General features: G+C 63.3%; 28 protein-coding genes and 1 tRNA gene. 13 read left to right on the top strand and 16 right to left on the bottom strand.

Annotated features, from left to right (window positions below; all coding sequences use genetic code 11):
- Nucleotides 1–210 precede the first annotated feature (210 nt).
- From cobT to DZG07_RS05810, 3 genes are all read right to left on the bottom strand, one after another.
- Nucleotides 211–2,112, bottom strand: coding sequence for a cobaltochelatase subunit CobT (gene cobT, locus DZG07_RS05820; RefSeq protein ID WP_119815060.1), 1,902 nt, complete (start codon nt 2,110–2,112; stop codon nt 211–213).
- Between the two features lie 6 nt (nt 2,113–2,118).
- A complete protein-coding gene (gene cobS / locus DZG07_RS05815) occupies nt 2,119–3,105 on the bottom strand; it encodes a cobaltochelatase subunit CobS (RefSeq protein ID WP_091910318.1) in 987 nt (328 codons plus the stop codon).
- 117 nt (nt 3,106–3,222) lie between these two features.
- On the bottom strand, nt 3,223–3,834 hold the full coding sequence (locus tag DZG07_RS05810; RefSeq protein WP_091909874.1) for a J domain-containing protein: 612 nt from the start codon (nt 3,832–3,834) through the stop codon (nt 3,223–3,225).
- Between the two features lie 143 nt (nt 3,835–3,977).
- On the opposite strand from DZG07_RS05810, the gene DZG07_RS05805 reads away from it, so the two are divergent.
- A complete protein-coding gene (locus DZG07_RS05805; protein ID WP_091909871.1) occupies nt 3,978–4,280 on the top strand; it encodes a BolA family protein in 303 nt (100 codons plus the stop codon).
- 9 nt (nt 4,281–4,289) lie between these two features.
- Here the strand turns inward: DZG07_RS05805 and DZG07_RS05800 are convergent, their stop codons facing one another.
- From DZG07_RS05800 to DZG07_RS05780, 5 genes are all read right to left on the bottom strand, one after another.
- Nucleotides 4,290–4,688, bottom strand: a complete 399-nt coding sequence (locus tag DZG07_RS05800) for a type II toxin-antitoxin system VapC family toxin (protein WP_119815057.1) — start codon at nt 4,686–4,688, stop codon at nt 4,290–4,292.
- Complete coding sequence (locus tag DZG07_RS05795) at nt 4,685–4,918, bottom strand: type II toxin-antitoxin system prevent-host-death family antitoxin (protein WP_119815054.1); 234 nt, start codon at nt 4,916–4,918, stop codon at nt 4,685–4,687. The genes DZG07_RS05800 and DZG07_RS05795 overlap by 4 nt, the downstream gene beginning before the upstream one ends.
- Nucleotides 4,919–5,013: 95 nt before the next feature.
- Nucleotides 5,014–5,934, bottom strand: coding sequence for a transporter associated domain-containing protein (locus DZG07_RS05790; protein ID WP_119815051.1), 921 nt, complete (start codon nt 5,932–5,934; stop codon nt 5,014–5,016).
- On the bottom strand, nt 5,931–7,061 hold the full coding sequence (aroB, locus tag DZG07_RS05785; RefSeq protein ID WP_119815049.1) for a 3-dehydroquinate synthase: 1,131 nt from the start codon (nt 7,059–7,061) through the stop codon (nt 5,931–5,933). The genes DZG07_RS05790 and aroB overlap by 4 nt, the downstream gene beginning before the upstream one ends.
- A complete protein-coding gene (locus DZG07_RS05780) occupies nt 7,058–7,681 on the bottom strand; it encodes a shikimate kinase (protein WP_245429589.1) in 624 nt (207 codons plus the stop codon). The genes aroB and DZG07_RS05780 overlap by 4 nt, the downstream gene beginning before the upstream one ends.
- A 95-nt stretch (nt 7,682–7,776) precedes the next feature.
- Between DZG07_RS05780 and DZG07_RS05775 the strand changes: the two genes are divergently transcribed.
- The 5 genes from DZG07_RS05775 (at nt 7,777) to DZG07_RS05755 (ending at nt 11,648) form a co-directional block, all read left to right on the top strand.
- On the top strand, nt 7,777–7,926 hold the full coding sequence (locus tag DZG07_RS05775; RefSeq protein WP_091909859.1) for a histidine kinase: 150 nt from the start codon (nt 7,777–7,779) through the stop codon (nt 7,924–7,926).
- Nucleotides 7,927–7,931: 5 nt separating this feature from the next.
- A complete protein-coding gene (locus DZG07_RS05770; RefSeq protein WP_119815046.1) occupies nt 7,932–8,855 on the top strand; it encodes a site-specific tyrosine recombinase XerD in 924 nt (307 codons plus the stop codon).
- A gap of 89 nt (nt 8,856–8,944) precedes the next feature.
- Nucleotides 8,945–9,895 carry an acetyl-CoA carboxylase carboxyltransferase subunit alpha gene (locus DZG07_RS05765; RefSeq protein WP_091909853.1) on the top strand — a complete coding sequence of 317 codons (951 nt, stop codon included), beginning with the start codon at nt 8,945–8,947 and terminating at the stop codon, nt 9,893–9,895.
- Between the two features lie 211 nt (nt 9,896–10,106).
- A complete protein-coding gene (locus DZG07_RS05760; protein ID WP_119821433.1) occupies nt 10,107–11,408 on the top strand; it encodes a murein L,D-transpeptidase family protein in 1,302 nt (433 codons plus the stop codon).
- A gap of 6 nt (nt 11,409–11,414) precedes the next feature.
- Nucleotides 11,415–11,648: a sulfurtransferase TusA family protein gene (locus tag DZG07_RS05755; RefSeq protein ID WP_091909850.1), complete on the top strand. Its 234-nt coding sequence runs from the start codon at nt 11,415–11,417 to the stop codon at nt 11,646–11,648.
- A gap of 136 nt (nt 11,649–11,784) precedes the next feature.
- On the opposite strand, the gene DZG07_RS05750 is transcribed toward DZG07_RS05755, so the two are convergent.
- Nucleotides 11,785–12,903 (bottom strand): GTP-binding protein, encoded by a 1,119-nt coding sequence (locus tag DZG07_RS05750; protein WP_119815043.1) that lies wholly within the window; start codon nt 12,901–12,903, stop codon nt 11,785–11,787.
- Between the two features lie 14 nt (nt 12,904–12,917).
- A complete protein-coding gene (locus tag DZG07_RS05745; RefSeq protein WP_119815040.1) occupies nt 12,918–14,063 on the bottom strand; it encodes a D-alanyl-D-alanine carboxypeptidase family protein in 1,146 nt (381 codons plus the stop codon).
- A 213-nt stretch (nt 14,064–14,276) separates the two neighbouring features.
- On the opposite strand from DZG07_RS05745, the gene DZG07_RS05740 reads away from it, so the two are divergent.
- The gene (locus tag DZG07_RS05740) at nt 14,277–15,440 is read left to right on the top strand and encodes a M20 aminoacylase family protein (RefSeq protein ID WP_091909840.1); all 1,164 of its coding nucleotides are present in this window, start codon (nt 14,277–14,279) and stop codon (nt 15,438–15,440) included.
- A gap of 120 nt (nt 15,441–15,560) precedes the next feature.
- Nucleotides 15,561–15,637, top strand: a tRNA-Arg gene (locus tag DZG07_RS05735).
- A 96-nt stretch (nt 15,638–15,733) separates the two neighbouring features.
- On the opposite strand, the gene DZG07_RS05730 is transcribed toward DZG07_RS05735, so the two are convergent.
- Complete coding sequence (locus tag DZG07_RS05730) at nt 15,734–16,639, bottom strand: prohibitin family protein (RefSeq protein ID WP_119815037.1); 906 nt, start codon at nt 16,637–16,639, stop codon at nt 15,734–15,736.
- A gap of 264 nt (nt 16,640–16,903) precedes the next feature.
- On the opposite strand from DZG07_RS05730, the gene DZG07_RS05725 reads away from it, so the two are divergent.
- On the top strand, nt 16,904–17,491 hold the full coding sequence (locus DZG07_RS05725; protein WP_119815034.1) for a DNA-3-methyladenine glycosylase: 588 nt from the start codon (nt 16,904–16,906) through the stop codon (nt 17,489–17,491).
- Here the strand turns inward: DZG07_RS05725 and DZG07_RS05720 are convergent.
- From DZG07_RS05720 to DZG07_RS05700, 5 genes are read right to left on the bottom strand one after another with little or no spacing between them, the layout of a single operon-like run.
- The gene (locus DZG07_RS05720; protein ID WP_119815031.1) at nt 17,455–18,912 is read right to left on the bottom strand and encodes an aldo/keto reductase; all 1,458 of its coding nucleotides are present in this window, start codon (nt 18,910–18,912) and stop codon (nt 17,455–17,457) included. The two genes, DZG07_RS05725 and DZG07_RS05720, sit on opposite strands and share 37 nt — an antisense overlap.
- On the bottom strand, nt 18,896–19,912 hold the full coding sequence (locus tag DZG07_RS05715; RefSeq protein ID WP_119815028.1) for a branched-chain amino acid ABC transporter permease: 1,017 nt from the start codon (nt 19,910–19,912) through the stop codon (nt 18,896–18,898). The genes DZG07_RS05720 and DZG07_RS05715 overlap by 17 nt, the downstream gene beginning before the upstream one ends.
- Entirely contained in the window at nt 19,909–20,820 is a 912-nt protein-coding gene (locus tag DZG07_RS05710; protein ID WP_091909792.1) for a branched-chain amino acid ABC transporter permease, read from the bottom strand. The genes DZG07_RS05715 and DZG07_RS05710 overlap by 4 nt, the downstream gene beginning before the upstream one ends.
- Nucleotides 20,817–21,572 (bottom strand): ABC transporter ATP-binding protein, encoded by a 756-nt coding sequence (locus DZG07_RS05705; RefSeq protein WP_119815025.1) that lies wholly within the window; start codon nt 21,570–21,572, stop codon nt 20,817–20,819. The genes DZG07_RS05710 and DZG07_RS05705 overlap by 4 nt, the downstream gene beginning before the upstream one ends.
- Nucleotides 21,569–22,381 (bottom strand): ABC transporter ATP-binding protein, encoded by an 813-nt coding sequence (locus tag DZG07_RS05700; protein ID WP_119815023.1) that lies wholly within the window; start codon nt 22,379–22,381, stop codon nt 21,569–21,571. Before DZG07_RS05700 ends, DZG07_RS05705 begins: the two co-directional genes overlap by 4 nt.
- A gap of 215 nt (nt 22,382–22,596) precedes the next feature.
- Here DZG07_RS05700 and DZG07_RS05695 point away from each other — a divergent pair, with 215 nt between their 5' ends.
- The 4 genes from DZG07_RS05695 to DZG07_RS05680 all read left to right on the top strand — a co-directional run bounded on the left by DZG07_RS05695 (nt 22,597) and on the right by DZG07_RS05680 (nt 26,080).
- Nucleotides 22,597–23,313, top strand: coding sequence for a GntR family transcriptional regulator (locus tag DZG07_RS05695; RefSeq protein WP_119815020.1), 717 nt, complete (start codon nt 22,597–22,599; stop codon nt 23,311–23,313).
- Nucleotides 23,306–23,662 carry a TIGR04076 family protein gene (locus tag DZG07_RS05690; RefSeq protein WP_091909781.1) on the top strand — a complete coding sequence of 119 codons (357 nt, stop codon included), beginning with the start codon at nt 23,306–23,308 and terminating at the stop codon, nt 23,660–23,662. The genes DZG07_RS05695 and DZG07_RS05690 overlap by 8 nt, the downstream gene beginning before the upstream one ends.
- A gap of 4 nt (nt 23,663–23,666) precedes the next feature.
- Nucleotides 23,667–24,716: an aldo/keto reductase gene (locus DZG07_RS05685; protein ID WP_119815017.1), complete on the top strand. Its 1,050-nt coding sequence runs from the start codon at nt 23,667–23,669 to the stop codon at nt 24,714–24,716.
- A 98-nt stretch (nt 24,717–24,814) separates the two neighbouring features.
- Nucleotides 24,815–26,080: an ABC transporter substrate-binding protein gene (locus DZG07_RS05680; RefSeq protein ID WP_119815014.1), complete on the top strand. Its 1,266-nt coding sequence runs from the start codon at nt 24,815–24,817 to the stop codon at nt 26,078–26,080.
- The last annotated feature ends 14 nt before the right edge of the window (nt 26,081–26,094 follow it).

Genomic DNA, 26,094 nt, shown 5'->3' with positions numbered 1-26,094 from the left:
CTCCGCCGAAGGAGGTTGCGCGATCACGGCAACTCCCCCTCTCCGTCTCGGCTTCGCCGAGCCACCTCTCCCCGCAAGCGGGGCGAGGAACCGGCACTAGCCGAAGCCGCGACATTTCAGGACTTGGGTTCCTCGCCCCCGCAAAGCGGGGGAGAGGTGGCGCGCGAAGCGCGACGGAGAGGGGGTCTGCTATGTCCAGCTCAACCGACCTCATCCCGCCCGCCGGCGGCCGCCGCTGCGGCGGGTGTCGCGGACGGTCTCCTCGCCGAACAGCGAGGCAAGCTGCTCGGTCATGGCGCCGGCAAGTTCCTCGGCATCGACGATAGTGACGGCGCGGCGATAGTAGCGCGTGACGTCGTGGCCGATGCCGATGGCCAGAAGCTCGACCGGAGAACGGGTTTCGATGAGATCGATGACCGCGCGCAAGTGGCGCTCGAGATAATTGCCCGGATTGACCGACAGCGTCGAATCGTCGACCGGCGCGCCGTCCGAAATCATCATCAGGATTTTTCTCTGCTCAGGCCGGGCGATCAGGCGCTGATGCGCCCACAGCAATGCCTCGCCGTCGATGTTTTCCTTCAGCAGCCCTTCGCGCATCATCAGGCCGAGATTGCGCCGTGCGCGACGCCACGGCATGTCGGCGCTCTTGTAGATGATGTGGCGCAGATCGTTGAGGCGGCCGGGATTGGCCGGCTTGCCGTCCTTCAGCCACTTCTCGCGCGCCTGCCCGCCCTTCCAGGCCCGGGTGGTGAAGCCGAGAATCTCGACCGAGACGCCGCAGCGCTCCAGCGTGCGCGCCAGAATGTCGGCGCAGGTCGCAGCCACCGTGATCGGACGGCCACGCATCGAGCCGGAATTGTCGAGCACCAGCGTCACCACCGTGTCGCGGAACTTGGTGTCGCGCTCCTGCTTGAAGGACAGCGGCTGCATCGGATCGATGACGACGCGCACGAGGCGAGCCGGATCGAGATAGCCCTCTTCCAGGTCGAAATCCCAAGAGCGGTTCTGCTGCGCCATCAGGCGGCGCTGCAGCCGGTTGGCGAGACGCCCGACGACGCCCTGCAGATTGGCGAGCTGCTTGTCGAGGAAGGCGCGGAGCCGGTCGAGCTCCTCTTCCTCGCACAGTTCTTCGGCCCCCACCGTCTCGTCGAAGGTGGTGGTGAAAACCTTATAGTCGATATCGCGCGGCAGGTTGGCGAAAGGATCGTCCTTGCGGCGCGCCTCGCCCGGCGTCTCGGCGTCGGCATCGTCGTCATCGGCCATGTCGTCCGATGTGGCGTCTGACGCCTCCATCTCGCCGGACTGGTCTTCCTCGGCGGAGGCTTCCGAATCCTCTGGCTGCGAGTCATCGGCGCCGGTGTCGTCCTCGCCGCCTTCCTCGCTCTTTTCGCCACCCTGAGGCTGGTCTTCGTCGTTGTTCTCGGTGTCCTCGTTCTGCTCCTCATCGCCGAGTTCCTCGGCCATGTTCATGGAGGCGAGCATGTCGCGCACGACGCGGGCAAAGGCCTGCTGGTCGTCGAGTTTTCCGACCAGGCCCTGAAGATCGGCGCCGGCCTTTTCCTCGACCCAGTTGCGCCACAGCGAAACGAGTTTTTCACCGCTCTTCGGTGCGGGCCGTCCGGTCAGCTTCTCGCGCACCATCAGCGCCAGAGCTTCTTCAAGCGGGGCGTCGGCCTGATCGCGCACGTCGGCAAGATTGGCCTTGGCGTATTTGTCTTCCAGCATCGAGCCGATATTGTCGGCAACGCCGGCCATGGCACGCGAACCGATCGCCTCGACGCGGGCCTGCTCGACGGCGTCATAGACGGCGCGGGCCTGTTTGCCTTCGGGCGCCAGCTTGGTGTGGATGCGCGTATCGTGGCAGGCGCGCTTGAGCGCCATGGAATCGCCGAGCCCTCGCGTGACTGCGATGTCGGTCTTCGATGCCTTCTTTGGCAGTTCCGGCAGGCGCGCCCGGTTGCCGGCAAGTGCGGGCTTGTCCTTGGCGAAGGCGACTTCCATCTCGTTGTCGCCGGAAATAGCGCGCATGCAGACGGTCACGGCACGCTTGAAAGCGTCCGCCTCACCGCCCGTCCTGGGCTTGCCGCGTGTGTTGTCGCCGGGACCCGCCACGCGAGTTTACCCCAGCACGACGTTGGCCGAGGATTCCGGCAGCTCTTCGCCAAAGGCGCGCTGGTAGAATTCGGCAACGATCGAGCGTTCCAGCTCATCGCATTTGTTGAGGAAGGTCAGGCGGAAGGCCAGGCCGACATTGTTGAAGATCTCGGCATTTTCCGACCAGGTGATGACCGTGCGCGGGCTCATGACGGTCGAGAGATCGCCATTGATGAAGGCCGAGCGGGTCATGTCGGCGACACGCACCATCTTGTTGACGATGTCGCGGCCCTTGTCGTTGCGGTAGTGCTTGGACTTGGCCAGCACGATCGCGACTTCATTGTCATGCGGCAGATAATTCAGCGTCGTGACGATCGACCAGCGGTCCATCTGCGCCTGGTTGATCTGCTGGGTGCCGTGATAGAGGCCGGTCGTGTCGCCGAGGCCGACCGTGTTGGCGGTGGCGAACAGGCGGAAGGCCGGGTGCGGACGGATGACGCGGCTCTGGTCGAGCAGTGTCAGGCGGCCAGACGATTCCAGCACGCGCTGGATGACGAACATCACGTCCGGGCGGCCGGCGTCATATTCATCGAAGCAGAGCGCGACATTGTGCTGATAGGCCCAGGGCAGAATGCCATCGCGGAATTCCGTGACCTGCATGCCTTCCTTGACGACGATCGCATCCTTGCCGACGAGATCGATACGGCTGACATGGCTGTCGAGATTGACGCGCACGCAAGGCCAGTTGAGGCGGGCGGCGACCTGCTCGATATGGGTCGACTTGCCGGTGCCGTGATAGCCCGACACCATGACGCGGCGGTTGTAGGCAAAGCCGGCCAGGATCGCCATGGTCGTCTGCTGGTCGAACAGATAGTCGGGATCGATGTCCGGCACATGTTCGGTGGCAGCGGAATAGGCCGGCACGACCATCTTGGAATCGAAGCCGAATTTCTCTTTCACCGACGCCGTCGTGTCGGGCAGGTTTGCGATATCGCGATCGACCTTGTTCATCATATCTCCACGCGCGAAGCCTCGTGCTTCGCCGGCAATCCAATTTTGTTCGGGAGCGGTCTTAGAGCTTTTTCCGGCGGGGCGAAAGCCATTCCGGAAAGGCCTAAGACCTGATGCTCAACACAAGCCTGCCTGCTTGAGCACGCGATAGGCCTGAAGCACATCGCGGAACCGGTCTTCCGAACCCCTGTCTCCACCATTCGCATCGGGATGGTGGCGTTTCACAAGCTCCTTATAGCGCGCCTTGATGTCGGCGCCAGTCGCCTTTGTGGTAAGGCCAAGCGTTTCCAGCGCCTTGGCCTCAAGCGGCTTGGCCTTGCGCTCACGCGGGGCGGCCTTCTCGCCGAACATGCCGAAGGGATCGCGCACATTCTTGTAGTAGCCGGCGCGGCCCGAACGTTGCTGCGCGAAATCGGGCGAGGAGGTGCGCGCACCGCCATTGGTGCCCATGGTCCAGGTCGGGCGATGGCCGGTCATCGCTTCCTTCTGAAAGCGCGCGACCTCGCTGTCCGGCACGCCTGAGAAATAATTGAAGCCCTTGTTGTACTCGCGCACATGATCGAAGCAGAAGCGGAAATACTCGCCTTCCTTCAGGCGGCCGACAGGCGCCCGGTGGGTGCCGGCTTCATTGCAACCATCCCACTGGCAGATCGGCGCGCGCGCTTTCACCTCGGCCTGCGGGTCGGGGCGCACGCGAATCTTGTCGAAATATTTTGGATAGGGTTTCATCTATTCCCATTTAGGGGATGTTGGGGTCACAGAACAAGAATTGACATTTCAGCAATCATCGCCCTAACCCGCTGAATCGCGGATTAAATGCTAGATCGGCACTTTTATGATGAGTGCGACATATTTGGGTGAAGGAGACGGCAATGTCCATACAGGCAACGATGGAAAACAAGCTGAAACAGGCATATTCGCCGGAGCGGCTTGTCGTCCTCAACGAAAGCCATCTCCACGCCGGCCACCATCACGAGGATTCGGGCCATCATGTGACCTATGACGGCACCGGCGAAACGCATTTTCGCGTCCGCATCGTCTCCGATGTTTTTTCCGGCATGAGCCGCATCGACCGCCACCGCTCGGTCAACGCACTTCTGGCCGACGAGCTGAATGGCGGCGTGCACGCGCTGGCGATCGAACCGGCTGCACCTGGCGAAGCGACGCGCTGGTAGCGCGTCGAGCTACCAGATCGTCGCGACGTGCGGATACTGTGTGATCTTGGCGTCGGCGGTGACCAGGGGCGCGCCTAGCTCGCGCGCCAAGGCGACGATGATGCGATCGGCAGGATCAGGATGGAAGTCTCCGGGCAGTGTCCGGCTTTTCACCGCGACGATGTTGTCGACCGGCACGAAATCAAAGCCATCGATCGAGGCGGCAGCTTCGAGCCAGTCCAGCACGTCGACCGTCAAGTCCAGCTTCCCCTTGGACACAAGCATCGCGAGCTCCCAGGCAGAAATCGACGATGCAACCACACCGTCACCGGCCAGTGCCTGTTCGATCGCATCGGCTGCGACGGAAGAAAGCCGACTGTCGTCCTTGTTGATCCACCAGACAAGAGCGTGGGTATCGAGGACGATCACTTGAGCGCTTCCCAATCCTCCAGCCCAACAGGCTCGAACGGATCGTCATAGCGCAGCACGCTGCCTCGCAGCATTTCGAGAGGCGTTCGCTTCGTTTCGGCGTAAGGCCGAATCTCCAATGTCGGCTTGCCGTGATCAGTAATGATCACAGGTTCGCCGCTCGCCTCGACCTTGCGAAAATACTCAAGCGCTTTCGCCTTGAATTTCGATTTCGAGACCTGCTCCGTCATGGTCCGGGCTCCTATCCAGTCAAAGATAGGTTTCAGAATGACCATGGTCAATGACTATGGTCATTTTCGGACATAACATGGCGCGAGCTTGAATCTCAGGTTTGGCGCGGAACCGCTTCCGTCACCTCGAGCGCCGGCCTGATCCTGATGCGCGTGATGCGGTTCTTGTCGCGCTTCATGACGATGAAGCGCTTGCCGTGAAAGGTGAAGGCCTGTTTCTCTTCCGGGATCGACTGGGTCTCGTGGATGACGAGGCCGGCGATGGTGACTGCCTCGTCGTCTGGCAGTTCCCAGTCGAGCGCACGATTGAGGTCGCGGATGGGGACGGAGCCGTCGACTACGATCGAGCCATCCGATTCCTGGCGCACGCCCTGCACGTCGACATCGTGCTCGTCGGCGATCTCGCCGACGATCTCCTCGATGATGTCTTCCAGCGTGACCAGCCCTTCCAGCTCGCCATACTCGTCGACGACGAGGGCGAAATGCGCCTTGCGGCGCAGGAACGCGTTGAGCTGCTCCTGAAGCGTCGTCGTGTCCGGTACGAACCACGGCTTGGAGGCGATTTTCATCACGTCGATCTGTGAAAAATCATTGCCGACATCGTTGAGCGCCCGAAGCAGATCCTTGGCGTGCAGCACGCCGACGATATTGTCGGTGGCGCCGCGCCACAGCGGCATGCGCGTATGCGGGCTTTGCAGGATTTCGCGAACCACAGCCTCGGGCGCATTGTCGGCGTTGACCGAGCGCATGTTCAGCCGATGGACCATGACGTCGGAGACTTCGAGCTCGTGCAGGTCGAGCAGCGCGCCCATGCGGTCGCGGTCCTGCTTGACCACGCCGCCTCCGCGATGGAGATCGGCGACGGTGCCGCGCAGCTCGTCATGGGCAGATTGCTGCGGCTCGATCTTTTGCAATTCGAGGCCGAAAGCCGCGAGCAACCGCGTGCGAAATATCAGCGCGAGCGCGATCAGGGCCAGAAGGACGCAGATGACGGCGGCAAGCGCTTCGACTTTCATCCCGGGTGATTCTCCCGCAGGAATGCCAGAACTTCGGATGCCGGAACGTCCTTGGCGATGAAGGACTGGCCGATGCCGCGCGTCAGGATGAAGGTGAGTGCGCCGCGCGACACTTTCTTGTCCTGGGCAATATAGCCAAGCAGCCGCTCGGCATCGGGAAGCTCGCCGGGAATATCGGCCATGCGCCACGGCAGGCCGACATCGCGCAGATGCGTCTCGACGCGTGCGGCATCGTCCGGGCTGGCAAGGTTCATGCGTGCCGAAAAGCGATAGGCCAGCGCCATGCCGATGGCGACGCCCTCGCCGTGGACGAGCCGCGCGCCGTCATAGCCGGTGGCGGCCTCCAGCGCGTGGCCGAATGTGTGGCCGAGATTGAGCAGTGCCCGGTCGCCGGTCTCGAATTCGTCGCGGGCGACGACATCGGCCTTGGCGCGGCAGGATTGTGCAATCGCCTCCGTGCGAGCCGGGCCGCCGGAAAACACGTCGCGCCAGTTCTTTTCCAGCCACGCGAAGAAATCGGGGCGGTCGATGAGGCCGTATTTGGCGACCTCGGCATAGCCGGCACGGAATTCGCGGACGGGCAGCGTGTCGAGCACATCGGTATCGGCCAGCACGACGCGCGGCTGGTGGAAGACGCCGATGAGGTTCTTGCCGTGGGCACTGTTGATGCCGGTCTTGCCGCCGACAGACGAATCGACCTGCGCCAGCAGCGAGGTCGGCAATTGCACGAAATTCATGCCGCGCCGCACGATGCCGGCGGCGAAGCCGGTGAGATCGCCGATGACGCCGCCGCCGAGCGCCAGAACCGCGTCGCCGCGCTCCAGCCGGGCGGCAAGCACGCCGTCGACCACGTCCTGCAGATGGGTGAAGCTCTTCGTCTTCTCGCCGGCCGGCAGCGTGATTGCCGTAGAGGCGATGCCTGCGCTTTCAAGACTGGTGGTAAGAGCCTCGAGATGGACGGCGGCGACATTCTCGTCGGTGACGATTGCAGCACGAATGCCCGGCAGGCGTGCGGCGATTTCCGCACCTGCCCGTGCGATCAGGCCGGAGCCGATCAATATGTCATAGGCCCTGTCGCCGAGCCCGACGCTAACCTTGACCGTGCCGTTGGTGCCGCCGTCATTCATTGTGCAGTCTCCGTGGCGGGGTGGCCCTGCCCGCAAAGATAGGACACGAGTTCCTCGATGACCTCGGCGGCAATGATTTCCTTGCGCTCGTCGCGGGTCGGCACGGTGACATCGGCCTTGGCATAGACGGGATAGCGCTCGGCCATCAGCCGCTCCATGACCGCGCGCGGGTCGGGGTTTTGCAGCAGCGGCCGCGTCGGCTTCTTGCCGACCCGCTCCATCAGCGTGTCGATATCGGCCTTCAGCCAGACCGAAACGCCATGGTCGGCGATGATGCCTTGCGTCTGTGCATTCATGAAGGCGCCGCCGCCGGTGGACAGCACCTGCGGGCCGCTTTCGAGCACGCGGTGGATGACGCGCTGCTCAAGAGCGCGGAATTCCGGCTCGCCATAGCGCTCGAACAGCTCGGGGATGGTCATGCGCGAGACGCTTTCGATCTCATGGTCGCTGTCGGTGAAGGGCAGATGCAGAACGCTCGCCACCCGCCGGCCGATCGCCGTCTTGCCGGCGCCCATCAAACCGACGAACACGATAGAGCGCGAACCGAGCTGCTTCAGCAGTTCGGCCTGTCTCGGAACCGTGTTTTCGGGCGCCTCGCTCATCATGCGGCGTTTCGACATCAAAACCCTTTGCGCGTCAAGGGTTAGGGCCCGCCCTTGAAATGACATGAAGGGCGTCCCATAACGGCACGGCACAGGGAGGGCACGACCAAACAATGCCGACCTTATTCCGGTTTCTGGTGACGCTGGGCATTCTGGCGGGCATTGCCTACGGCGCAATGTTCGCTCTGGTCACCTATGTCGAGCCGAAGAAGGGCGAGATCACCATCCGCATTCCCGCCGACAAGATCAATCCGAAGAAATAGCGGTCATGAGAAGCGGCGCGCGGATAGAGGCTTTTCTGGAGATGATGAGCGCCGAGCGGGGCGCTGCCAACAACACGCTCTCCTCCTACCGCCGCGACCTGGAAGACGCCGCCGAAACCATCGGCGACCTGGCGGGCGCGGCAACCGAAAGCATCCGCGCCTATCTCGGCGACATCGCCGGGCGCGGCTTTGCCCCGACCTCGCAGGCGCGCAAACTTTCGGTGCTGCGGCAATTCTACAAGTTTCTCTATGCCGAGGGACTGCGCACGGACGACCCCACCGGCACGCTCGACAGCCCGAAGAAAGACCGGCCGCTGCCCAAGATCATGAGCGAGGCCGAGACCGGCCGCCTGCTCGACCGGGCGGCGACCGAAGCCAATGACGCATCGACGGGCTACAGCGCTCATATCGCGGCAAGGCGCATGCATGCGCTGGTCGAGGTGCTTTATGCGACGGGATTGCGCGTTTCCGAACTGGTCAGCCTGCCGCTGACGGTGGCGCTGCGCGACGAGCGCTTCTTCATCGTGCGCGGCAAGGGCGACAAGGATCGCATGGTGCCGCTCTCGGCGAAGGCGCGCGAGGCGATGCGCAGTTGGCTCACGGAACGTGAGAAGGTGCCGGCATTTGCCGAAAGCCCGTTCCTGTTTCCGGCAGCTTCCGAAAGCGGCCATCTGCCGCGGCAGGTGTTTGCGCGCGACCTGAAAGGGCTTGCCGCCAGAACCGGAATAACGGCTGCGAAAATCTCGCCGCATGTGCTGCGCCACGCCTTCGCCAGCCATCTCCTGCAGAATGGCGCGGACCTGCGCGCCGTACAGCAACTGCTCGGCCACGCCGACATATCGACGACACAAATCTACACCCATGTGCTCGAGGAACGGTTGATGCGACTGGTCAATGACCATCATCCGCTTGCCGACAAGACAAGCTGACGCTATGTGGAGGCGAGTTTCGCGGCGCCGAACCTGTCTTTTGAAGGTTCTGGCTGTGTTTTAATTCAGGCGTATTGGTCCGCTCACGCATGTACAATTACCTCGATTTCGAAAAACCGGTGCAGGATCTCGATGGCAAGATCATCGAGCTTAAGAAGCTTGCCGAAAGCGGCGAAGCTGTCGACGTCGCCGACGAGATCGCCCGGCTGGAGAAGCGCTCCAAGGATGCGCTGCGCGATGCCTACAAGGCGCTGACGCCGTGGCAGAAGGTGCAGGTGGCCCGCCATCCCGACCGGCCGCACTGCCTCGACTATGTCGATGCGCTGTTCACCGACTTCACGACACTGGCCGGCGACCGCGCCTTTGGCGAGGACGAGGCCATTATCGGCGGCTTCGCCCGCTTCCGCGGCGAGCCTGTTGCCGTCATCGGCCAGGAAAAAGGCTCAGACACCAAGAGCCGGATCAAGCATAATTTCGGCTCGGCGAAGCCCGAAGGCTACCGCAAGGCGGTGCGCATCATGGAGCTTGCCGACCGTTTCTCGATTCCCGTCGTGACGCTGGTCGACACCGCCGGCGCCTTTCCCGGCGTCGAAGCGGAAGAGCGCGGCCAGGCCGAGGCCATTGCCCGCTCGACCTCAGCCTGCCTCGGCCTGAAGGTGCCGTCGATCTCGGTGGTCATCGGCGAAGGCGGTTCGGGCGGTGCGATCGCCATTGCCACGGCAAACCGCGTCTTCATGCTCGAACACGCCATCTATTCGGTGATTTCGCCGGAAGGTGCCGCTTCCATCCTGTGGCGCGATACCACGCGTTCCAAGGACGCCGCGACCAACATGAAGATCACCGCGCAGGACCTTCTGGACCTGAAGGTGATCGACGCGATCATTCCCGAACCGCTCGGCGGCGCGCACCGCGCACCCGAAACGGTGATGAAGGCTGCCGGCGACCTGATTGCCAAGACGCTCGCCGATTTCGCCGCCAAGCCGACCGATTTCCGCGAACAGCGCCGCGAAAAATACCTCGCCATCGGCCGCAGCCTCTGATCGTTGGGGAATTACGGCGGGGTTCCAAATTTCTGCCACAAAATTGCCGCCACTTTTTCGTGTATCGCGTGTGGTGAGAGTGGGCTGTTAACCCTTGCGGTAATCAATTTTCAAGGTTAACGGGCATATTGTCCGGTTCCTGGAAATGACCGGACGACGGGAGACAACCTTCTCGCCGCGACCGATGGAAACGAAGACGATTTTCATGCCGCTGATTGCCAATGTCGCACGTGCCGGATTGCTGATTGCCACGCTGATGGTGGCTGGCTGCAATGAGCAGACAACATTCACCGATCTATCGCCCAAGGCCAACAAGCAGTTGTCGCCAAAAGTCGTGGCCGAAATGAAGGCTAAGGGCATGCAGCGCAACGCGCCGATCATGGCGCGCGTCTTCAAGGAAGAAGGCAAGGTCGAGATCTGGAAGCAGAAGACCAACGGCCGCTACGACGTCATCGCGACCTATGACATCTGCAAATGGTCGGGCAAGCTCGGGCCGAAATATATCGAGGGCGACCGCCAGGCTCCCGAGGGCTTCTATACGGTGCGTCCGGCGCAGATGAACCCGAATTCGCAGTACCATCTGGCCTTTAACATCGGCTACCCCAACGCCTATGACCGCGCCAACGGCCGCACCGGCACCAACCTGATGGTGCATGGCGCATGCTCGTCCTCCGGCTGCTATTCGATGACCGATGAGCAGATCGAGCAGATCTATGCCTTCGGCCGCGACGCCTTCAATGGCGGCCAGACCGAGTTCCAGATCCAGGCGTTTCCCTTCCGCATGACCGCCGCCAACATGGCGCGCTACCGCAACGACCCGAACTACGCGTTCTGGAAGATGCTGAAGGAAGGCTACGACAACTTCGAGATTACCAAAGTGCCGCCGAAGGTCGATGTCTGCGAGAAGCGCTACGTCTTCAACCAGGTACCCGAGGGGGGTGCGGCCTTCTCGCCGACCAGCGCCTGCCCGGCCTCAAGCCAGCCCGATTCGCTGAAGACGGCCTATCAGTCCTACCAGTCGAGCTATGACGCCGCTTTCAACAGCGCCGTAGGCAAGAGCGAAAAGATCGCGCCGAAGCCGGCGATTGCCGGCATCAAGGAAGCCAAGCTGGTTCAGGAATGGACCCACAAGCGTGCGCGCGGCGAGCGCGTGCCGATCGAGCCGCCCTCACTGCAGGCCGACGGTTCGATTGTCGAAACCGCCCGCATGGGCCGCATCGATTCGCCCGCCGGCAAACGCATGGCAGCCCTTGAAGCCGCCGAGGCCGAAAAGAAGAAGATAGCCGAAGAGAAACAGCGCGCAGCCGACGAAAAGAAGGCCGCGATCGCTTTGGCCAAGGCGCAGAAGGCAGCTCCCGCGCCCGCCCAGCCTGCTACCGCCGACGCTGGCCAGATCACCATCGTGCCGCCGGAAGCTGCGACCACTGCTGCCGGTGCACCCGCCGAACAGCCTGGCATTCTCGGCAATGTGCGCAAGCGCCTCGCCGGCATCACCAACATTTTCGGCAGCTGAGGCGCGATGTCGGCTGAAGCGGGCGTCTACGACCTCAAGGGGCTGAACTGCCCCCTGCCCGTGCTGAAAGCGCGCAAGCGCCTGTCCGAGATGGTTCCCGGCAGCCTGCTGTGGCTCGAAACCACCGACCCGCTGGCCGTCATCGACATCCCCGCCTTCTGCGCCGACAACGGCCATCGCCTTGTCGAAACGCAGGCGGAGAGCGGCGGGCATCGGTTTTTGGTGGAGCGCGGGGCTTAGGCGTTTCTAGCGTGCATCTAGTGCGCAAGATGACTGCTTTTAGATTCCGGTCGAAAGTTGGCGCCGCCCCTCATCCCCCTGCCGGGACCTTCTCCCCGTATAGTGACGGGGAGAAGGGAAAGCGGCAACGTTGAAACTATCGCATCCCGGCAATCGCCAGCGGATTGTCCTCGAGCGCAGCACGATCCGGCGTGTCTATTGCCGGCTTGTTGGTGAAGGCGGCAAACAGGCGGCGCACATAGTCTTCCGGCATGTCGAGCGTGATCAGCACCAGCCGCGTGCCGCGAACAGCGTCCGGCCAGAACGGCAGCCGCGCCGGCGGATGCAGGATCTTCTGCACGCCATGGACGACCAGCGGCCGGCCCGGGTCCTCGGCAATCTCGATGATGCCCTTCAGCCTCAGCAGCTTCTCGCCATGGGTGGAGCGCAAGAGGTCGAGGAACATCTCGATGGTCGAAAACGGCACCGGACCGTCATGGACCAGCGTGAAAGCGCGGACGCGATCGTCATGGCGATGCTCATGCTCATGATCGTGGTGATGATCGTGACCGCCGTGGTGATGGTGATGCGCGGCATGCGCCGCTTCCTCGCCCAGCCAGCGGCGGACATCGGCGGTCTTGGTCGTCGGATCGTAGAGCCCGCATTCGAACAGGACCGCAACGCCGGTCGTCTTGTCGGTCACGTCGAGCAGCAGCGCTGACGGGTTGATCTGGCGCAGCCGGGCGTGAAGCGAAGCCAGCGCCTCGTGATCGTCCTGAAGGTCGGCTTTGGTGATGACGATACGATCGGCCACCGCCACCTGCTTGACCGCCTCGACATGGGCGTCGAGCGTCGCATTGCCGTTGACCGCATCGACCAGCGTGATGACGCCGTCGAGCCGGAACGCCTGTACCAGCGCCGGGTGACCCATGATCGATTGCAACACAGGGGCCGGGTCGGCAAGGCCGGTGGTCTCGACGATGACACGCTTCAGCCTGGCGATCTTGCCGGTCTGGAGCCGGTCGATGAGATCGGCCAGCGTATCGACCAGCTCGCCACGCACCGTGCAGCACAGGCAGCCGTCGGAAAGCTGGATGATGCCGTCAGATGCCTGCTCGACCAGCAGATGATCGATCGCCACGTCGCCGAACTCGTTGATGATGACAGCCGTGTCGGCAAGGCTGGCGTCTTTCAGCAACCGGTTGAGCAGCGTCGTCTTGCCCGCGCCGAGAAAGCCGGTCAGCACCGAGACGGGAATGGGATAAAGCTCGCTCATGGTCAGCGCCTGGCCTATTGGCTGTCGCCCTGGGCCGCCAGCGTGCCGCCGGGAGCCGGACGGTCTGGACGCCAGGTCGGGATCGGAACATCAGCATAGCTTTGGGCAGCGATCGCCGCGAATGCCTTCGGCACCGGGCCGGTGGCACCGCCGAGACCGACCGCGACGAGGCGCGGCTCGTGATCCAGCTTTTCGAGATAAGGCGACTTCGGACCCGTGGCCGCCTGTTCGCCGGCATCCTCGGACGGCGCGGCGGCCGTCGCCGCTGGCTTCTTCGGGCAAATCTGGTCGCGGATATCGAGCGGAGCAGCGGTCGGGTTGCCATAGACAGGCAGCGTCGCCACGGTTGCGCCGCCCGCATCTGGGGTCGCAAAGCCCTGGTTGAGCAGATTTGCAGCCGTTTCGGCACGGCTGACCGCCGTTTTCTCGCCCAGCACGACTGCGACCAGCGTATGCCCGTTGCGCGTCGCCGAACCGATCATGTTGAAGCCGGAGGCGCAGACAAAGCCCGTCTTCATGCCATCCGCCCCGGGATAGCGGCCGACTAGCAGATTGAAGCTCTTCAGCACCTTCTTGCCGGCGCTGAGGCCCTCGATTGCGAAATAGGGCGCATATTGCGGATATTCGGTGCGGATCGCCCGCACCAGAATCGCGAGATCATGCGCGGTCGTATAGTTCAGCGGGTCATGCAGGCCATTGGCATTGGTGAAATGGCTGCCGGTCATGCCCAGGCGCGCGGCCTCGGTGTTCATACGGTCGGCAAAGGCCGGGATCGTACCGCCGACATTTTCGCCCACGGCATAGGCGATGTCGTTGGCCGACTTGATCAGCATCATCTTCAGCGCATTGTCGAGCGTCATCACCGAGCCGGGCTTGTAGCCCATCTTGCTCGGCGGCTCGGCGGCGGATTTCTTGGTCACCTTGATGGGTGATTGCAGGGTCAATTCCCCCGCATCGATGGCGCGGAAGGTGACATAGGCGGTCATCAGCTTGGTCAGCGAGGCGGGATGCCAGCGCTGGAACGCATCCTGATGCTGCAGAACCCTGCCGGTGTTAAGATCGAAAAGGATCGACGGATTGGCCCATGCCGGCGCCGCCGCCAGTGCACCGAGCGCCACCAGCCCGGCGAGAAGTCCTTTTGGAAAAAAGCTATGCCGCATGAGAAATCCCGAAATCGCCTCTTGCCGTGGTCGCCCCGTGGTCCGTAAGATTTCGGCCTGGGCCAATAATCGACAGCACGCATTGGCCGTCATCGTCCCGCACCCACGTTCATGCGGTGCTATTTAGCTTATGTGACCTCATGATGGCAAAGCATCTGCGATCACGATTGTGGGTAATGCCGGGAAAACCATGAACAACGAAAGTCTTTCATCATGCCGATTTTGAACCGAGCCGCCGAATTGCAGGACGAAGTCGCCGGCTGGCGCCGCACGCTGCACCAGAACCCCGAGCTGAACTACGACGTGTTCAAGACGGCCGAGTTCGTCAGCGAAAAGCTGAAATCCTTCGGCTGCGACGAGGTCGTGCCCGGCATCGGCAGGACCGGCGTGGTCGGCATCATCCGCGGCAATCTCGGTGCCGGCACGACCGTTGGCCTGCGCGCCGACATGGATGCGCTGCCGATCACCGAGATCACCGGCAAGCCCTATGCCTCGACCGTGCCCGGCAAGATGCACGCCTGCGGCCATGACGGTCACACGGCAATGCTGCTGGGTGCCGCCAAATATCTCGCCGAGACCCGCAATTTCGCCGGTTCCGTCGCAGTCATCTTCCAGCCGGCCGAGGAAGGCGGCGCCGGCGGCCTCGCCATGGTCAATGACGGCATGATGGACCGCTTCGGCATCCAAAAAGTCTTCGGCATGCACAATATTCCCGGCCTGCCGGTCGGCCAGTTCGCCATCCGGCCGGGCCCGATCATGGCGGCGACCGCAGAATTCACCATCACCGTGAAGGGCAAGGGCGGCCATGCGGCCATGCCTCATCTCGCCATCGACCCGGTGGTCATCGGCAGCCAGATCGTCACCGCCTTCCAGACGATCGCCTCGCGCACGGTCAATCCGGTCGATTCGGTCGTCGTGACGGTGACCAAATTTCATGGCGGCGACGCCTACAACGTTATTCCCGAGCAGGTCGAACTCGCCGGCACCGTGCGTACCCTGAAGAAGGAAGTCGCCGCAATCGCCCGCGAGCGCATCGAAACCATCTGTTCAGGCATCGCTGCCGCCTATGGTGCAACGATCAACGTGCACTACGACGCCAACTATCCCGTCACCTTCAATCATCCCGAGGAAACCGTGATCGCCGGCGACGTCGCGGCGGTGATTGCCGGCGGCAACCAGGTCCATCGCGAAATCCAGCCGGTGATGGGCGGCGAGGATTTTTCCTACATGCTGGAAGCCCGCCCCGGCGCCTTCATCTTCATCGGCAATGGCGACACCGCCAATCTCCACCACCCCGCCTACGACTTCAACGACGAGGTCATCCCGCACGGCATGAGCTATTGGGTGCGCCTGGCCGAGACCACGCTGGCGGCATAGGCGCCTGGAAATGCCGGCCCAACATCGGGCCGGCCTGCGCACTGTCGACAAAGGGCCGCAAATTTTGCTGCCCAAAACCGTTGGCGAAACGCGCCGAAGCGGCTATGTGTCGTTTCGGTTGGTCCCGTAGCTCAGTAGGATAGAGCGGCAGATTCCTAATCTGTAGGTCACAGGTTCGATTCCTGTCGGGATCACCAACAAATTCAGAAATGTCTCGACATTTTTTGCCGTCTCCCGGCACCGGCAGGGAGAGGCGCTTTTTCAATATGCATCGCCCATGCGACAGGTTGGAATCAATCCTGCGCCACGGCCCGCGTATCCAGGTTCAGCATCGGAATGCTGCCATTCGGAAGCATCGTCTGGGGAAGCTGGCCGTTCCAGCGCTCTGCCTGCGTCAGGGCGACAAGGCCCGGATTATCGCGCAAGGCATCGCCGCGCGCCTTGATTGCAAGAGCTTCTGCATCGCCGCGAAGCTGGATCGCTTCGGCCTCGGCCTGGGCTTGCAGGCGCACGGAATCAGCCTGCGCCTGGGCCTGAGCGCGCTGTGCATCGGCTTGCGCATTGGCTTGCGTGACGGTTATCTCGGCCTGCACCTTTTCCCGTTCCGCGTTCTGGCGCAGACGCTGCACCTCGACTTCGGCCAGCATCCGCTGCTCGATGGATTGTTCGTAGGCGTCCGAGAAATCGATATTCTCGATCTGCACCGAGTCGATCACCACCGGCCCGGCAACGCTTCGCTGAATGGCTTCGGCAATCTCCTGGTTGAGGCGGCCGCGTTCCTGAATGGCCGTCACCGCATTGAAGCGGCCGAAGACCGTCTTGGTTTCCTCGAAAACCTTGCGCTCGACCAGGCGCGACAACAACCCCTCTTCCGAGCCGTATTTTTCATAGACCGTATCGACCTGATCGACCGGGATCCGATAGTTCACCGAAAGCTTGATGTCGGCCGGCTGCTGGTCGCGGCTGTAGGCCTCCATCTTGTCGTAGACGACAGCCTTGGACTGGACGGAAACGCGCACGACGGCGTCGATCATCGGCAGTTTGAAACCGAGGCCAGGTTCAGCCGTGCCGGCAATGGCGCCATAGCGCAGGATGACACCGCGCTCGCCCTGGTCGATCGTGTACCAGGACCCCAGCACAACCAGAACGGCCACTATTGCGGCGGCAGCAAGAACGCCGAGCCTCAGATTGCTTCCCATTATCTGCTCCTTTTTTTGAAATGGACCGCGCCTCGTACGAAAGGACCGCGAGCCATAGGCCGCAAAACTCACGCAATGATTCTACCGACGATTGCAAGAATCGAGATGGCGATATGTGCGGGGAATGGCGCTCAAGCCATCATCATGACGGAAACGACTTCAGAGACGCCGGTTCTTGTGACTGCGAAGTGGAAGGGAAAGCCTTGCAATGATACGCGTAGCCGCGGACACCTGACGTACCAACCGCAACCTTTTCGGACCGGCATGACCAGCTCATTTTTCGCACGCGACGCCGTGATTGTGGCGCGCGATCTGATCGGCGCCAGCGTGCACGCCAATGGCGTCGGCGGCATCATCGTGGAGACCGAAGCCTATCGCCCCGACGACCCTGCCTCGCACGCCTTTCGCGGACCGACCGAGCGCAACGCCGCGATGTTCGGGCCGCCCGGACGCGCCTATGTCTATCGGTCCTACGGGATTCACTGGTGCCTGAACACGGTCTGCGAACCGGGCAGTGCGGTGCTGATCCGCGCGCTGGAGCCGCTTGAAGGCATAGACCTGATGCGGCAACGGCGCGGTCTCGACGATATTCGCCTGCTTTGCGCTGGCCCCGGCAGGCTTTGCCAGGCGCTTGCCATCGACCGCTCGCATGACAGGCTGCCGCTCGACGGTCCGGAAATCCGGATCGCGGCAAGGACGGCGGATGTCGGCATCCTCGTCGGAAAACGCATCGGCATCAGCCAGGCGGTCGATTATCCATGGCGCTTCGGGCTTGCCGGCTCACGCTTCGTCAGCCGGCGCTTTGCCGCGGAACCTCAGACGATCGCCTCGGCCTCGATCTCGACCTCGTAGTCGCCGATCAGATCGCCGGCTTCGATCAATGTGTTGGCCGGCAGCACCGCGCCGAACACCCGGCCATGGGCGCGGGACACCGGCTCCCATTTCGAGGCGTCGCGCAGATAGATGCGGGTGCGCACGACATCCTCCATCTTGCCGCCGAGCGCCGTGATGGAAGCGGCGATCTTGTCGAGAATGTAGGTGGTCTGCGCGCCGGCATCGCCGGGCGCCACGCAACGGTCGGCGGCGTGGGTGGCGGTCGTGCCGGAGACGCGGATCATGTCCTTCACCCGCACGGCGCGGCTGTAGCCGGCGATCGGCTCCCAGATGCTGCCGGAGGAAACGCGCAGGCGATCAGGGCGGCCGGGCATGGGCTCCGCCTTGAACACCGACGGGATCGCGTCGAGGTGGTGGCTGAGGTCGCCCGACGCGGTGAGATAGGGCGGGCGGCGATATTCGTCGCCGCAATCGCCGGGAATGGGTTTTGTAGCAGTGAAGGCCTGGTCCAGCCGCGCCTTATCCTCGGCGTCGAGCGAGAAGCCGAAAATGTTGAGGTTGTCGGAGCGGTGCTCGCTCTCGCCGATGCGCGCGCCGATGATGGCCGCCGCTACCGCCTCATGTTCGAGCACCCAACGCGTCGCGACATTGGAAATCGAGACCTCATGCTTTTTTGCAATCTCGTTTGCAGCAGCGAGAATGCACTGGAAACCGGCCCAGCCGCCGGCCGTATCGATGAAGCGCTTGTATTTCGAACGGCTCCAGTCGGCGATTTCGGAGGGTTCCGGCTGGCCCAGCCATTTTTCGGAGAGGAAGCCGCCGCAAAGCGTGCCATAGGCCAGCAGTTTCACGCTGGTTTTCTTGCAGAGATCGGAAAGCGCGCCCGCTGCCCGCCGGTCAATCAGCGAGAAGGAAACCTGATTGGTGGCGATCGGCACGCCGTCGGCCAGCGCCAGCGCCAGATGCGCGGCATCGAAATTGGTGACGCCGATCGCGCCGATCAGCCCCTCGCCTTTGAGCTGTGCCATCTCATGCAGCGCATCGAGCCATGCCGGATGCTCGAAGGTCCACCAGTGGAATTGCAGGAGATCGACCTTGTCGACGCCGAGCCGGTCGAGTCGTTCCTGCACGCCTTTGCGCACGATCTCGGCAGTCATCGGCCCCGGCTCCGGGCACCATTTGGTGAAGGCGACGGGACGCTTGCTGGCGGGATAACGCGCCAGAAGCCGGCCGGTAATCACTTCGGCGCTGCCATAGTGGTCGGCCATGTCGAAGGTGTCGAAGCCGGTTTCGGCATAGGCCTGAAGCGCATCCGCTGCGCGCTCTGGATCGAGCAGCGTGCCGCCCTTTTCGAGATCGGCCACCTGCCACAGCCCGCAGACCAGGCGGCTGATGGAAAGCGTGTCGCCGAGCGCGATGTGGTCAGGGCTTCTGGACATGCTGAGGCTCATCGTTTTGCGGGATCGAGGTGGCGCGCTTGAGCGGTGAGAGGCGGCCGAGATGGCGGGAAACCACCCGCACCTCGCCCAGAATGCCGCGTGGGCGCAGGAGCAGGATGGCACAGAGTGCGACGCCGATCATGACGATCTGGAGTGCGGCGGCGCGCGCCTGCTGGTCGGGCGGGAAGATGGCCGATACAGCCGCCGCCGAAGCAGCCCAGATGCCCCAGACCAGAACCGCGCCAAGGATCGCGCCGCGATTGTTGCCGGAACCGCCGACGATCAGCATCGCCCAGACCTGGAAGGTCAGCATAGGCAAATAGTTTTCCGGCGCGATGAAGCCGATGAAATGCGCCTGCGCGGCACCCGCCAGCCCCATGATGCCGCCCCCGATGGCGAAGGCCTGAAGGCGGAACCTGACCGCGCTTTTGCCCAGCGCCAGCGCTGCCGTCTCGTCCTCGCGAATGGCGCGCAGCACGCGTCCCCACGGGCTGCGCACCAGCCGTTCCAGCGCGAGATAGAGCACGAGCACGACAACGACGAGCACGCCGAGATTGAGCAGGCTGAAGGCCAGCGGATCGCCGGCAAGGCTGGCGAAGGGACGCGGGATGAAGCCGATGCCGAAGGGGCCGCCGGTGAGACGCTCCAGATTGAGGGCGCAAAGCTGGACCGCGACCGCAACGCCGAAGGTGGCGATGGCGAGATAGTCCGCTCTCAGCCGGATCGTCAGCCAGCCGATGAGGAAGGCGATGATGCCGGCGGCGAGCGCTGCCCCGAGCCAGCCGACGGCGATCGGCAGGTCAAAGCCGCCGAAGCGGTTAGCAGTGTCCGGCGTCGTCAGGATCGCCGAGACATAGGCGCCGATGGCGACGAAGCCGGCGATACCGACATTGAACAGGCCGGTCTGCCCCCACTGCACGTTTAGGCCCAGGCAGATGATGGCGTAGGTGAGCGCCATGGTGAGGAAGAAGGCGCCATAGCCGATCAGTTCGACGCTCATTCCGGCCTCCCGAACAGGCCCTGCGGGCGCAGCAGCAGCACCGCGACGAGGATCACGAAGGCGATGGCCGCGCGCCATTCAGCCCCGATGAGCTGGACGGCAAAGGCCTCCGTCAGCCCGACGATCAGGCCGGCAAGCATGGCGCCGGGCACACTGCCGATGCCGCCCAGTATCGCCGCCGCAAACAGCGGCAGCAGGAGATCGAAACCCATATAGGGGCGGATCTGCACCAGCAGCCCGGCCATGACGCCGGCGACGCAGGCCAGCCCCGCGCCAAGCACCCAGACCGTGCGGATGACCTTGCGCACATCGATGCCGACGACGCCGGCAAGCTGCTGGTTTTCGCTGACGGCGCGCATCGAGCGGCCGATCGCAGTGCGGGTGAGCAGCAGGTGGATGGCGACGACGAGCAGCACGGCAATGCCGAGCGACAGAAGCTGGTCGGGCGTCGCCCGCAAGCCGCCGCCGAGCGGCAATGCGATCTGCAGCGCCTTCGAGAAATAGGCGGGCTTGGAGGTGAAGATGAATTCGAGCAGACTGCGCAGGGTGAGCGCGGCGCCAAAGCTCGCCATCACCATGATGATGACGGCACCGCGCTGGGCGCGCAGGCGACCAAACAGAAGAGCGTCGACGAGAAGCGCCAGCCCACCGGTAAGCGCCACGGCTATCACGGTCGCCAAGGGCAGCGACCAGCCGAAGGAGAACGGCCCTATCGGCGTGAGAAACCCACCCGACAGCGAACCGAGCGCCCCGCTGATGGCGAGCGCGAAATAGGCGCCCCAGCTGATGAATTCGCCGTGCGCGAAATTGGCGAAGCGCAGGATCGAATAGGTCAGCGTCACGCCGATGGCGCCAAGCCCGATCATCGAACCGGTGATCAGCCCGTCCATGATTGCCTGCGGGTTCATGGCGCCACCGCCTTCGGCTCATGCCGCGCGCCGAGATAAAGCTCGGCGACGATGGGATCGTCGGCCAATGTCGCGGCCGGCCCCTCATGCCGCAGAAGGCCTTCGACCAGGATGACGGCGCGGTCGGCGATGGCGAGCGCTGCCTTCACGTTCTGCTCGACGAGAATGATGGTGACCCCGGTTTCGTTGATCGCCTTGAGCTTGGAAAAGACCTCCGAGACGATCTTGGGCGACAGGCCGGCAGACGGCTCGTCGAGGATCAGCACCGACGGCTCGACGATCAGCGCGCGCGCCACCGCCAGCATCTGGCGCTGGCCGCCGGAAAGCTGGCCGGCACGCAGCGACGGCCGCGATGCAAGATCGGGAAACATGGCGTAGAGATCGGCGATGCGCCGGCTGCGATTCTCCTTCGGCAGGATGTTTGCAGCCAGAAGAAGATTGTCGTTGATCGACAGCGTCGCGAAGATGTTTTCGGTCTGCGGCACGAAAGCCAGGCCGTGGCGGATTTTTTCGTGCGCCGGGACCGTGGTGATGTCGCGATCGCCAAGGAACGTTGCACCGGAATGGACCGGCACCAGACCCGCGATGGCCTTGACGAAGGTGGATTTGCCGGCGCCGTTGGGTCCAAGCACGATGACGAGTTCGCCCGAGCGGATGGAAAAATCGACGCCGCGCACGATGGGCAGGTCGCGCTCATAGCCGGCGACCAGCGCTTTGGTGGACAGGGCGACGGGTTGGCCGGCTATCGTCATGCCGCCACCCCGCCGAGATAAGCTTCGATGACGGTGCGGTCGCGCGACACTTCGGCGGGAGAACCTTCCGCCAGATGTTTGCCCGCCGCCATGACGACCACACGGCCGCACAGCCGCGCGACCATCTCCATATTGTGCTCGATCAGCAGGATCGACTTGCCGCGCGCATTGAGATCCAGCACGCGGTCGATGATGAGTTCGAGCAGCGTCGGATTGACGCCGGCTGCCGGCTCGTCGAGCAGGATGGTTTCGGGGTCGGCCATCAGGATGCGGGCGAGTTCGAGCAGCTTGCGTTGACCGCCGGACAGCACCCGCGCCGGCTCGCTCTCGAGGCCGGAAAGCGTGACGAATTCCAGCAGCGAACGTGCCTTCTCCACAGCGGCCCTTTCCTGCGAAGCGACGCGGCCGGGCTGCAAAAAATTCTTCCAGATGTGTTCGCCGGCCTGATGCTGACCGCCGGTCAGGACGTTCTCCAGAATCGTCATTTCGGCGAATGGCCGCGGGATCTGGAAGGTGCGGCCGACGCCGCGCGCGACACGGCGCTCGGGGCCTTCATGCGAAACCGCCTCGCCGGCAATCCTGATCTCGCCGGAAGTCGGCCTGAGGCTGCCGGCGAGCAGGTTGAACAGCGTCGTCTTGCCGGCACCGTTGGGTCCGATCAGCCCCATCATCTCGCCGCGATGCAACGTGATCGACATGCCGTCGACCGCGCGCAGACCGCCGAACTGCTTGACCAGACCGTGCGCCTCCACAAGCGGCGAACGCCCTGTTTCTGTCGAACCGGTCGGGGCATTCGCAGGTGGCTGCATCCGGGGCTCATTCGAAATATTTTGATCGGTGATGTTTGATCAAACTTTACATCTTTCGGAATTGCAACTAAAAAAATCAATGTTGGCCGCATGACGGCCCCCGATTTTGAACGGCGGACAAGCATGCCCGATCGGAAAAATCAGCACGCACTGCGCGCGCCCGGAAACGCCGGGCGGGACGAGCCTCGCGACAGGATTTTCGAAGGATCGAGGCGATGAGCCGGCGCGGAGCCCTCTCCCCTGTCGGGCGCGAAACCCTGCATGACCGCGTCTATGCCGAGCTGCGCAGCTCGCTGATCCACGGCCTGTTCGACGCCGGCGAGATGATGCGCATACAGGATCTGGCCGAGACGCTGCAGACCAGCACCATGCCGGTGCGCGAGGCGCTTGGCCGGCTGGTTTCGGAACAGGCGCTGGAAGCGCTGCCCAACCGTTCGGTCCGCGTTCCCACCATCACTCGCGAGCGGCTGGATGACCTTGCCCGCGCCCGCTGCCTGATCGAAGGGCAGATCACGGCGCTGGCGCTGCCGAACCTTTCGGCGGAGGATTTCGAACAGCTGAAGCAGCTCACCGTCGCCTGCGAGACGGCCTTTCGCAGCGAGGATGGCGACAGGGCGCACAAGACGTCCGAACTGAACCACGCCTTTCATTTCTACGTCTACCGCGCCGCCCGATCGGCGGTGCTGATCCCCATCGTCGAAAGCCTGTGGCTGCAATCCGGCCCCTATGTGCGCGCCGCTGCCCATATCCACGACGAGCATCGCGACATTCCGGCAACCCATCACCACTGGGCGCTGATCGATGCCTTGGAGCGCGGCGATGTGAAAGGCTCGATCAAGGCGCTGACCGACGACATCACCCGCTCCTTCAACCTGATACGCGGGCGCCTCGACGTCGACGATCCCGAGGAAAGGGCCGTTCGCCATGGCTGACGAGCACGACGATTCCTTCGAGCTTTACGACCTGCGGGTCGAGGTGACGGCCCCGGAAGGCGGCGCCATCTATTGTGGCGCCAAGGTCGGCGACTATTTCGAGATGCGCGGCGAGATGCTGCACCTGCCGCCGGGCCAGGGCTTTTCCATCTATTCGCTGGCCTCGCTCCTGCCGCTGCTGCCGGCAAAGCAGCGCCCCACCCACAAGAACGACTGGATGACGACCGACGCCGAGGTCGCCTGCCCGGACCCCAATTGCACGTCGCGCTTCCGCATCATCCGCACCGGCCTGCGCCGCTTCAGCCACGCGCAGACAACCGCCGTGCCGCTTCAAGACGATCGAGACTGATCCCATGCAGAGAACCAGACTGGCGCCGGACTATGAGATATCGCGGGTGATCCGCGGCGGCTGGCAGATGGCCAGCGGCCATGGCGCGCTGGCCAGCGAAAACCCGATCGCCGACATGGTCGCCTTTGCCGATGCCGGCATCACCAATTTCGACTGCGCCGATATCTATACAGGCGTCGAGGAGCTGATCGGCCGCTTCCGCCTGCGCTACCGCGACCTGCGCGGCGAAGAGGCGCTGGCCCGCATCGGCGTGCACACCAAATTCGTACCCGATCTCGAGGTACTGCCGCGCATCAGCAAATCCTATGTCGAAAGCGTCATCGACCAGTCGCTGCGCCGGCTCAACCTCGAACGGCTCGACCTCGTCCAGTTCCACTGGTGGGACTATGAAGCGCCGCGCTGGCTGGAAGCCGCGCAATGGCTGGAGGAACTGCGCAAGGCCGGCAAGATACGCCACATCGGCGGCACCAATTTCGACACCGACCATATGCTGGCCATCATCGGCGGCGGCGTACCGCTGGTCTCCATGCAGGTGCAGTATTCGCTGCTCGACAGCCGCCCGGCAAAGCGGATGGTGAAGGCAGCAGGCGAAAACGGTGTCTCGCTGCTGTGCTACGGCACCGTCGCCGGCGGCTTCCTGAGCGACAAATGGCTGGGCGTTGCCGAGCCGGATGACGCGCTGGAGAACCGCTCGCTCGTCAAATACAAGCTTATCATCGACGATTTCGGTGGCTGGGATCTGTTCCAGACCTTGCTGAAGACGCTACGCGGCATCGCCGACCGGCACGGCACCGACATCGCCACAGTGGCGAGTGCTGCCATGCTGACGCGGCCGGGCGTAGCCGGCGTCATCGTCGGAGCACGCAACCGCACGCATCTGCCTTCCAATCTGGCGATTTCCGATCTCGCTTTGACGGCGGAGGATCAGGCCGAAATCGACGCGGTGCTGGCACAGGCCAACCCGCTCGAAGGCGACGTCTATACGCTGGAGCGCGACCGCACCGGCCGCCACGGCGCGATCATGAAATACAATCTCAACAAGGGAGCTGCCTGACCACCGCGCCTCGGGAGACGGCGCGACACTACGACCGAAACTGAACGATGCAAGCGGCCGTGCAACGAGCCGGCCCGAACAAAAAGGGGAATACGAACATGAGGAAAATGCTTCTGCTCACCAGCATGCTGACGGCACTCAGTGCCTCGGCGCTGCCCGCGCTTGCGGCCGATTGCGACATCACCGTCGGCCTCGTCATGGAACTGACGGGACCTGCTGGCGAATACGGCCAGGCCGGCGCGAAATCGGTCGACATGGCGTTCCGCGATTTCAACGAAGCCGGCGGCGTCAATGGCTGCAAGCTGGTGACCGACACGCGCGACAGCCAGAGCCAGGGAACGGTCGCGGTCGATCAGGCGACTCAGCTGGTCAATATCAAGAAGGTGCCGGTCATCATCGGCGGCATCATCTCGTCGGTGTCGCTGCCGATCCTGACGTCGGTCACAGGACCGGCCGGCGTTGTGCAGGTTTCGCCGGCATCGTCGTCGCCGACGCTCACCCAGCTTGGCCGTGACGGCAAGACCAACGGCGTCTTCTTCCGCACCATCACCTCGGACGCCCTGCAAAGCGTCGCCGCTGCCAAGCACGCGCTCGGCCAGGGCCTGAAGAAGATCGCCATCATCCACGTCAACAACGATTTCGGCGTCAACCTGGTGCGCGAATTCAAGGAAGTCTACGAGAAGCTCGGCGGCACCATCACCTCGGTCACGCCCTACAACGAAAAGCAGGCAAGCTATTCGTCAGAGGCAAGTGCTGCCATGGCCGGTGAGCCGGAAGCGCTCTACCTGATCAGCTACCCGGTCGATGGCGCAACGATCGCTCGCGCCTGGATTTCGGGCGGCGGGCCGCAGAAATTCATGCTCAACGACGGTATGAATTCGAGCGAATTCATCTCCAGCGTCGGCGCCCAATATCTGGAAGAAGCCTATGGCATCTCGTCCGGCACCAGCCCGACCAAGTCGACGGAATATTTCAATGCCAATTACGAGGCGTTTTCTGGCGGCATCAAGCCCGACGCACCGGCTGCCGACCGCTCCTACGATGCCGGCGCGATCGTAGCCCTTGCCATCGCCAAGGCCGGCAAACCTGAGGCTGCTGCAATCAAGACAGCGATCCCCGAAGTCGTGGCTGATGGCGGCGAGCCGATCTATGCCGGCAAGGAAGAGTTCGCCAAGGCGCTCGGCCTGATCAAGGAAGGCAAGCCGATCAAATATGAAGGCGTCATCGGCCCGGTCACCTTCGACCAGTATGGCGACATCACCGGCCCGTTCCGGCTGTGGCGCATCCAGGGCGGCGAGGTGAAGACGGTCGGCGAAATGAGCGCCGAGGAGGTCGCCAAGATCAAGGCCGAAATCCAGAAATAGGACGACAGGCCGTC

Origin of the sequence: Mesorhizobium sp. DCY119, from assembly GCF_003590645.1 — a bacterium.
GTDB lineage: Bacteria > Pseudomonadota > Alphaproteobacteria > Rhizobiales > Rhizobiaceae > Mesorhizobium_M.
Note: the sequence above shows the minus strand (reverse complement) of the source record. Positions and strands in the feature narration are given on the sequence as shown.

Bases quoted from the DNA above. Each gene is read 5' to 3' on its own strand.
- DZG07_RS05710 (WP_091909792.1), bottom strand. From the start codon at position 20,820: ATGAACCCGCAGGCAATCATGGACGGGCTGATCACCGGTTCGATGATC.
- DZG07_RS05810 (WP_091909874.1), bottom strand. From the start codon at position 3,834: ATGAAACCCTATCCAAAATATTTCGACAAGATTCGCGTGCGCCCCGAC.
- DZG07_RS05685 (WP_119815017.1), top strand. From the start codon at position 23,667: ATGCAGAGAACCAGACTGGCGCCGGACTATGAGATATCGCGGGTGATC.
- DZG07_RS05795 (WP_119815054.1), bottom strand. From the start codon at position 4,918: ATGACGGAGCAGGTCTCGAAATCGAAATTCAAGGCGAAAGCGCTTGAG.
- DZG07_RS05730 (WP_119815037.1), bottom strand. From the start codon at position 16,639: ATGGGAAGCAATCTGAGGCTCGGCGTTCTTGCTGCCGCCGCAATAGTG.
- DZG07_RS05695 (WP_119815020.1), top strand. From the start codon at position 22,597: ATGAGCCGGCGCGGAGCCCTCTCCCCTGTCGGGCGCGAAACCCTGCAT.
- DZG07_RS05720 (WP_119815031.1), bottom strand. From the start codon at position 18,912: ATGTCCAGAAGCCCTGACCACATCGCGCTCGGCGACACGCTTTCCATC.
- DZG07_RS05690 (WP_091909781.1), top strand. From the start codon at position 23,306: ATGGCTGACGAGCACGACGATTCCTTCGAGCTTTACGACCTGCGGGTC.
- DZG07_RS05755 (WP_091909850.1), top strand. From the start codon at position 11,415: ATGTCGGCTGAAGCGGGCGTCTACGACCTCAAGGGGCTGAACTGCCCC.
- cobS (WP_091910318.1), bottom strand. From the start codon at position 3,105: ATGAACAAGGTCGATCGCGATATCGCAAACCTGCCCGACACGACGGCG.
- DZG07_RS05725 (WP_119815034.1), top strand. From the start codon at position 16,904: ATGACCAGCTCATTTTTCGCACGCGACGCCGTGATTGTGGCGCGCGAT.
- DZG07_RS05740 (WP_091909840.1), top strand. From the start codon at position 14,277: ATGCCGATTTTGAACCGAGCCGCCGAATTGCAGGACGAAGTCGCCGGC.
- aroB (WP_119815049.1), bottom strand. From the start codon at position 7,061: ATGAATGACGGCGGCACCAACGGCACGGTCAAGGTTAGCGTCGGGCTC.
- DZG07_RS05770 (WP_119815046.1), top strand. From the start codon at position 7,932: ATGAGAAGCGGCGCGCGGATAGAGGCTTTTCTGGAGATGATGAGCGCC.
- DZG07_RS05745 (WP_119815040.1), bottom strand. From the start codon at position 14,063: ATGCGGCATAGCTTTTTTCCAAAAGGACTTCTCGCCGGGCTGGTGGCG.
- DZG07_RS05805 (WP_091909871.1), top strand. From the start codon at position 3,978: ATGTCCATACAGGCAACGATGGAAAACAAGCTGAAACAGGCATATTCG.
- DZG07_RS05765 (WP_091909853.1), top strand. From the start codon at position 8,945: ATGTACAATTACCTCGATTTCGAAAAACCGGTGCAGGATCTCGATGGC.
- DZG07_RS05700 (WP_119815023.1), bottom strand. From the start codon at position 22,381: ATGCAGCCACCTGCGAATGCCCCGACCGGTTCGACAGAAACAGGGCGT.
- DZG07_RS05775 (WP_091909859.1), top strand. From the start codon at position 7,777: ATGCCGACCTTATTCCGGTTTCTGGTGACGCTGGGCATTCTGGCGGGC.
- DZG07_RS05715 (WP_119815028.1), bottom strand. From the start codon at position 19,912: ATGAGCGTCGAACTGATCGGCTATGGCGCCTTCTTCCTCACCATGGCG.
- DZG07_RS05680 (WP_119815014.1), top strand. From the start codon at position 24,815: ATGAGGAAAATGCTTCTGCTCACCAGCATGCTGACGGCACTCAGTGCC.
- DZG07_RS05790 (WP_119815051.1), bottom strand. From the start codon at position 5,934: ATGAAAGTCGAAGCGCTTGCCGCCGTCATCTGCGTCCTTCTGGCCCTG.
- DZG07_RS05705 (WP_119815025.1), bottom strand. From the start codon at position 21,572: ATGACGATAGCCGGCCAACCCGTCGCCCTGTCCACCAAAGCGCTGGTC.
- DZG07_RS05780 (WP_245429589.1), bottom strand. From the start codon at position 7,681: ATGTCGAAACGCCGCATGATGAGCGAGGCGCCCGAAAACACGGTTCCG.
- DZG07_RS05750 (WP_119815043.1), bottom strand. From the start codon at position 12,903: ATGAGCGAGCTTTATCCCATTCCCGTCTCGGTGCTGACCGGCTTTCTC.